General features: G+C 39.7%; 5 protein-coding genes and 1 pseudogene. 5 read left to right on the forward strand and 1 reads right to left on the reverse strand.

Annotation, left to right across the window (positions count from 1 at the left end):
* Positions 1-162 precede the first annotated feature (162 nt).
* The 4 genes from G496_RS0113070 to G496_RS0113085 all read left to right on the forward strand — a co-directional run bounded on the left by G496_RS0113070 (position 163) and on the right by G496_RS0113085 (position 5,194).
* Positions 163-948, forward strand: a complete 786-nt coding sequence (locus G496_RS0113070; RefSeq protein ID WP_027179669.1) for a nitroreductase family protein — start codon at positions 163-165, stop codon at positions 946-948.
* Between the two features lie 181 nt (positions 949-1,129).
* Complete coding sequence (locus tag G496_RS0113075; protein WP_027179670.1) at positions 1,130-1,921, forward strand: LytR/AlgR family response regulator transcription factor; 792 nt, start codon at positions 1,130-1,132, stop codon at positions 1,919-1,921.
* Positions 1,922-1,925: 4 nt separating this feature from the next.
* Positions 1,926-3,656 (forward strand): LytS/YhcK type 5TM receptor domain-containing protein, encoded by a 1,731-nt coding sequence (locus G496_RS0113080; RefSeq protein WP_027179671.1) that lies wholly within the window; start codon positions 1,926-1,928, stop codon positions 3,654-3,656.
* A 116-nt stretch (positions 3,657-3,772) separates the two neighbouring features.
* Positions 3,773-5,194, forward strand: a complete 1,422-nt coding sequence (locus tag G496_RS0113085) for a carbon starvation CstA family protein (RefSeq protein ID WP_027179672.1) — start codon at positions 3,773-3,775, stop codon at positions 5,192-5,194.
* A gap of 158 nt (positions 5,195-5,352) precedes the next feature.
* Here G496_RS0113085 and G496_RS0113090 read toward each other — a convergent pair whose 3' ends face one another.
* Positions 5,353-5,559 (reverse strand): hypothetical protein, encoded by a 207-nt coding sequence (locus tag G496_RS0113090; RefSeq protein ID WP_027179673.1) that lies wholly within the window; start codon positions 5,557-5,559, stop codon positions 5,353-5,355.
* Between the two features lie 488 nt (positions 5,560-6,047).
* Here G496_RS0113090 and G496_RS0113095 point away from each other — a divergent pair.
* Positions 6,048-6,310: pseudogene (locus G496_RS0113095) on the forward strand (IS110 family transposase); the annotation flags it as partial.

Consider the following 6,310-nt stretch of genomic DNA (forward strand, 5'->3'; position numbering starts at 1 on the left):
CTGAAGACGCTGCTACTCCACAATATGCAGGACTATAGCTCCAGGTTATGATTCACAATCCAAGCTTCCCTGAAGGATACTTAGTAACTTTAATGTGCCTGATTGTTATAAACTTCTCACGGTGATACCAATTTTTTTTAAAACTAATCACAGGAGAATAAAATGAGTCTAATTACGGTTGATCTCAATAAATGCAATCATGATGGATTATGTACTAAAGTCTGTCCGGTTAATATCATTAAGCTAAATGACGGCATTCCATATTCGGACAAAGAGAACGAGCACAATTGCATAGAATGTGGTCACTGCGTTGCTATATGCCCAAAAGGAGCTTTAACCCACTCTACGATCAAAACAGATATTTTTTTACGAACACCAGAAAACATTCCCGAACCGAGTTCGTTAGAAGCACTTCTCCTATCTCGCCGCTCAACTAGAATTTTCAAACGCAAGCCTATTGACCGTCTGGAAATTGAAAAAATTATAGATATAGCTCGTTGCGCGCCTACGGCTTCAAACTCCCAGAATATTTTTTGGACAGTAATTTTCGATCCTAAAAAACTTGAAATAGTTAAAAAACTCACTTTGGAATGGATCGCGACAGATCCGAAAAGGTCATATCATCTTAGAGCTGCCGAATCAGGATATGATGTTGTTTTACGAGGAGCTCCTACACTTGCCATAGCACATTCTCCAGAAAACTATCTATGGACTGAAACCGATTGCGCTATTGCCCTAACCTATATGGAACTTTTAGCAACTTCTAAAAAATATGGAGTCTGTTGGGGCGGGCTTGTTACAATTGCTGCCAGACAAAATAGTGAACTTCAAAAAATTCTTGGAGTTCCCGCTGACCACAAAATAGGTGGAGCTATGATGCTTGGGAGACCTAATCAGAAATACAAATTGATTCCACCTAGAAATAAAGCAAATGTGAACTGGATTTAAAATGTGAACTGGATTTAATCAGCTTAATATTTAATTCTATTTACGGGTGGAGTTGTCACTACCCTGCTCTGCCCGTAATTCAGTTAATCTACATATATTTAATATCTTGAATTTATTTAAATAAAAAACAATATAAAAAACACTCTTGCCAATATTAAATGCAAACCTTTAATATGTTGCCGTGAGTAACGAACATAAAATAATAAGAACGATTTTAGTTGATGATGAGCTTCCAGCCATAGACGAACTTAAATACCTACTTTCGTCAGTTAATGATATTCAAATTATTGGAACGGCCGGAAACAGCAGTAAAGCGGTTGATATTATTCGTGAAAAAAAACCGGATCTTGTTTTTTTGGATATACAGATGCCGGGCAAAGACGGTTTTCATGTCCTTTCAGAAATAATGAAAGACCCGTTCACCCCACTTGTAATATTCATTACGGCATATGATGAATATGCTATCAAAGCTTTTGAAGAAAATGCCGTCGATTATATACTAAAGCCAGTACACATGGATCGACTGCTAAAATCTATCGATCGGGTCAGATCGCGCATCGAAGAAAATGACGAGGCAGAAACTTCATCAGCATCTTTGCAGAAACTTTTGGCTGAAGTTGGATTGAAACCCGGAATTTCAAGAATAACCGTAGAGCACTCCGGCAGAAACATTCTGCTCAATCCAGAAGAAATATTATATTTTGATTGTGAATCAAGGAAAGTATTTGCAATTACCGAAAAACATAAGCTCCCCTGCCAATCAGATTTAACTCTTGAAAGACTTGAATCACGGCTTGATAATTTTGCATTTTTCCGTGCAAACAGATCCCAACTTGTAAACCTTGCTTTTGTCCGTTCATTTGCGCCTTGGTTTAATGGTAAGTATATACTTACTCTCAACAATTTTGAAAAAACAGAAATAACTGTCAGTAAAGCCAGGGTTAAAAATTTCAAATCTGCGATAGAACTGTAATTAAATGAATACATACGAAATAATACTAACTCTCGCAGAAAGATTCGGCCTTCTTGTAGGCGGAGTTTTTCTGGTAATGACCTTCACTCCGGCACAAAAAATAGGCTTTACCCATGAGCAAGGCCCTTCAAGAACCTTCCTGATGACTTTATTTTTTGGAGCCTGCGGAATTCTTGGAACTTACACTGGAAACTCAGTTTTTGAATCTGTTGCAAACCTCAGAGCAATGGTTGTCATCACCGGAGGACTCTTTGGAGGACCACTGGTTGGGATCGGTTCCGGTCTTATAGCCGGAAGCCACCGAATCCTTATGGATATAAACGGATTCAGTGCATGGCCATGTGGAATTGCAACAGCCATCGAAGGTTTTGCTGCTGGCTATATCGGAACTTTTTTTTCATCCCGGGCCTTAAGCTGGAAAGTTGCCGGCACACTGGCCCTGCTTGGTGAAACCCTGCACATGTGCCTTATACTTATTCTTTCAAGGCCATACAGCGAAGCCATTAATCTTGTAAAACTGATAGCTCCTCCAATGATCATAATAAATACCATAGGTTCGGGGCTGTTTGTTGAAATTATAAATATCTTTTCCAGAGACAGGGAAAGACGTGATTCCGTTCATGCTCAAAAAATACTTGATATAGCAAACCATACAGTCAGCTACCTGCGCTCGGGACTAACAATTGAATCAGCTGAAGCTATGGCAGCCATAATCAAAACAAGAGTGGGAGTAGCTGCTGTAGCCGTAACAGATTCACGAAATGTTCTGGCGCATGTCGGGGCCGGAGATGATCATCATCTTCCGGGATGCAAAATAAGGACAGAGTCAACTCACGAAGTACTTGAACGCGGAGTATCATTATATCTAAACAGTAAAGAAGCTATCAGATGTGAGGAAAAATACTGTCCGCTCACTTCCGCAATGGTTGTCCCTCTTAATAAAGGCGGAAAAATTGTTGGCACACTAAAATTTTATGGAACAAAGGACATGCCACTCAATGTGACCCTCCAAGAGCTTGCCAAAGGGCTTGGAAACCTTTTTTCAACCCAGCTTGAACTTGAGGATATTCAAATCAAGGAACAGATGCTTGCCCATGCAGAAATAAGAAGACTTCACTCTCAAATAAACCCCCATTTCCTTTTCAATTCGTTGAATACAATAACCTCTTTCTGTAGAACAGATTCTGAAAAAGCCAGAAATCTGCTTCAGGATCTTTCTTCGTATATGCGCCGCAATCTTGATTTGAGTAGAGGATATGTTCCGCTCTCCGAAGAACTTGAACAGCTTAAAAGCTATCTGGCCATTGAACAGGCCAGATTCGGGGACAGAATAAATGTTGTACTGGACATCGAAGAAGAATGCCTTGAATGGCCAATACCTCCTCTTATCATTCAGCCACTTGTTGAAAATTCAGTCCGCCACGGAATTCTTTCTAAGGAGGAAGGTGGCACAATACATATTAAAGCCCGTAAGAACGATGAGTTGCTGGATATTGAAATAATCGATGATGGTATAGGTATGGATAAAAATACGATCCATAATGCTACGGTTAAAAGTGCCATGGAATCGAGATCACAGGGAATAGGCGTTCGTAACTGTATGACAAGGCTTGAGCAGATATACGGCCCACAGCACACTCTCAATATAACAAGCTCTCCCGGTCAGGGAACGTCAATTGATTTTCACATTCCGGCATTGAAAAATTCAATTCATCGCCAACAAAACAGAACATAAGTCAACTTAAGCATTCAAAAGGTCATTTCACGCAAATTGTGTAGAAAATGTCACAAACAATAATCTACTAGAAATATTCCCGCCACGGGGTAATAGTTTTCTACGGAGGTTTGTTTATGCTTTTCTTTTTTGTCTGTGTGGCTGCACTAATCATAGGTTATTATACTTACGGAACATTTGTTGATAAAGTATTTGCACCTGATGAAAATCGCACTACACCCGCCTATGCTATAAATGACGGTATCGACTATATGCCGATGCCCAAATGGAAACTCATCTTTATTCAGGTTCTTGATATCGCAGGCATCGGACCTATTTTTGGTCCTATTCTCGGTGCTCTTTACGGACCTGTTGCAATGCTCTGGATCGTCTTCGGATGTATATTTGCCGGAGCCGTTCATGACTATTTCAGCGGAATGCTCTCACTTAGAAACAATGGAGCAAGTGTTCCTGAGGTTGTTGGAGAATACCTCGGAATGTCAGCCCGTCAGGTAATGAGAGTCTTCTCATTCGTCCTTCTTATGCTTGTTGGTGTAGTTTTTGTTCTAAGCCCTGCAAAACTGCTCACAGGCCTCACCGGCGTCCACTCCGGTATTTTTGTAGCATGTATTTTCGCATATTATTTTCTGGCAACAATTCTTCCCATTGATAAGATCATCGGACGTTTTTACCCGATTCTCGGAGTCCTCCTTCTTACAATGACAGTAGCCCTTGTTATTGCTCTGTTCTTCTCAGATCATACAATACTTCCAAATCTTGATTTCGCAGTTAATACCCACCCTGCAGACAAACCTGTATGGCCGCTTCTTTTCATCACACTTTCATGTGCAGCAATATCAGGATTCCATTCTACACAGTCCCCGCTCATGGCACGTTGTGTTAAAAATGAACGTGAAGGACGCTCCGTTTTCTATGGTTCAATGATCATCGAAGGTATTATCGGACTCATCTGGTGTACTCTCGGACTTTCTTTCTACAACTCACCTGAAGCTCTTAACGCAGTTGTAACAGCTGGAACCCCTGCAGCTGTTGTCGCAGAAGTTTCTAAAACCCTTCTCGGACAGGTCGGAGGCTTTCTTGCCGTCATCGCGGTAATTGTTCTCCCTATTACAAGTGGTGATACAGCTTTCCGTTCAACCAGACTTATTGTTGCTGAAAGTTTCAATGTGGACCAGAAGTCGACAATTAAGCGTCTTGTAATTGCAGTTCCACTGTTCGTCCTCGGTTACATAATTTCAACCCAGAACTTCTCAACAATCTGGCGTTACTTTGGTTTTGCTAACCAGACACTGGCAATGCTGGTCCTCTGGACTGCCGCAGTATACCTTGCACAGCGTGAAAAAATGCACTGGATTGCAACCATTCCGGCAACATTTATGACCGCAGTCTGCGTCAGCTTCATATGCATGGCTAAAATAGGTTTCAACCTTGATTACAATATCTCACTGATTGCAGGAATTATCGCTGCGGTTCTGGCTTTTGGCATCTTTATCTTTAAGTATGTCATCAACCATAAACCGATAAACGACCCTGCATAAAACACCTTCAAGTGCACCGAAACAGAAAAGGCCGAATCCTTTAAAGGATTCGGCCTTTTCTATATAAAGAACCGTATGCAAATATTTATACAATCTTCTCGTAAAAAAACGATCACTAAAGACAGGCTAAAATTATTAAAAACTGATCAATAAGATAATTACTTTTTGTAGAGAGTGTTCTTATGGAAAAAGCAATAAAAATCTTCATCAGCAGACATTAACTTTTTGAAAAAACCAGATTTGCGGTTTTCTGACTCCTGCGCTTCCGGCGAAGCTGAGTTTAATATTTTTGCACCAAGCATTAAACATATTGAGACGACCATAAAAAAGCCAAGTCCGATAACAAAATCAATTTCAAATTCCATAATAGTCCTCCTGACAATGGTCAAACTATACTTTTATTGAGTATGTCAACAGGAAAAACTAATTATTTTTTTCACATAGTAAAAAATATGATTCATATTCAAAGCAATAAAAAATTTTATAAATAAAAATTCTTATAAATTACTATTTTAAACCTAAGTTGCATTATTACTTTCTATGGACAGTATTAAAATACATTTTCTGAATAAAAATTGATCAACTTACAATATAAAAAATTATGCCACAGAAGCATTAATACAATTAATATATTCCTAGTATAATTCTAAATAGGTTTTAGTGTTCCACAATGAAACATTACTATACAATGACCCATGAACTTTAAATAGCAGACCTTCACACAAAATTACTAACCAACACTATTCTCTAGCTACGGACAGACAGACATGGGACAATAAAAATACCATGTCAGCACTCCCGGGTTTAATCTGGTAGAATACCAGTAAAAGCGAAACTCACAAGGAGGGCTGACATGGCTAGACTTACAATATCATCAATTAGTAGGTTTGTGGAAGGCTTTCAAAGTCAACGTTTTTTCGTAGGTATTGATGTACATAAACGTAGTTTTAGTGTGGCCTTGCTTAGAGCAGATGGAATGGTTGAGAGCTGGACGACTCCAGCTGATGTTGAAGCTATTACCAACAGACTGGCATCACTTCGCATATATATTTCAGCTGTGTGCTATGAGGCTGGACCGACTGGTTTTGGGCTCGCACGCAGGCTTCGCTCTGCCGG

Origin of the sequence: Maridesulfovibrio bastinii DSM 16055, assembly GCF_000429985.1 — a bacterium.
GTDB lineage: Bacteria > Desulfobacterota > Desulfovibrionia > Desulfovibrionales > Desulfovibrionaceae > Maridesulfovibrio > Maridesulfovibrio bastinii.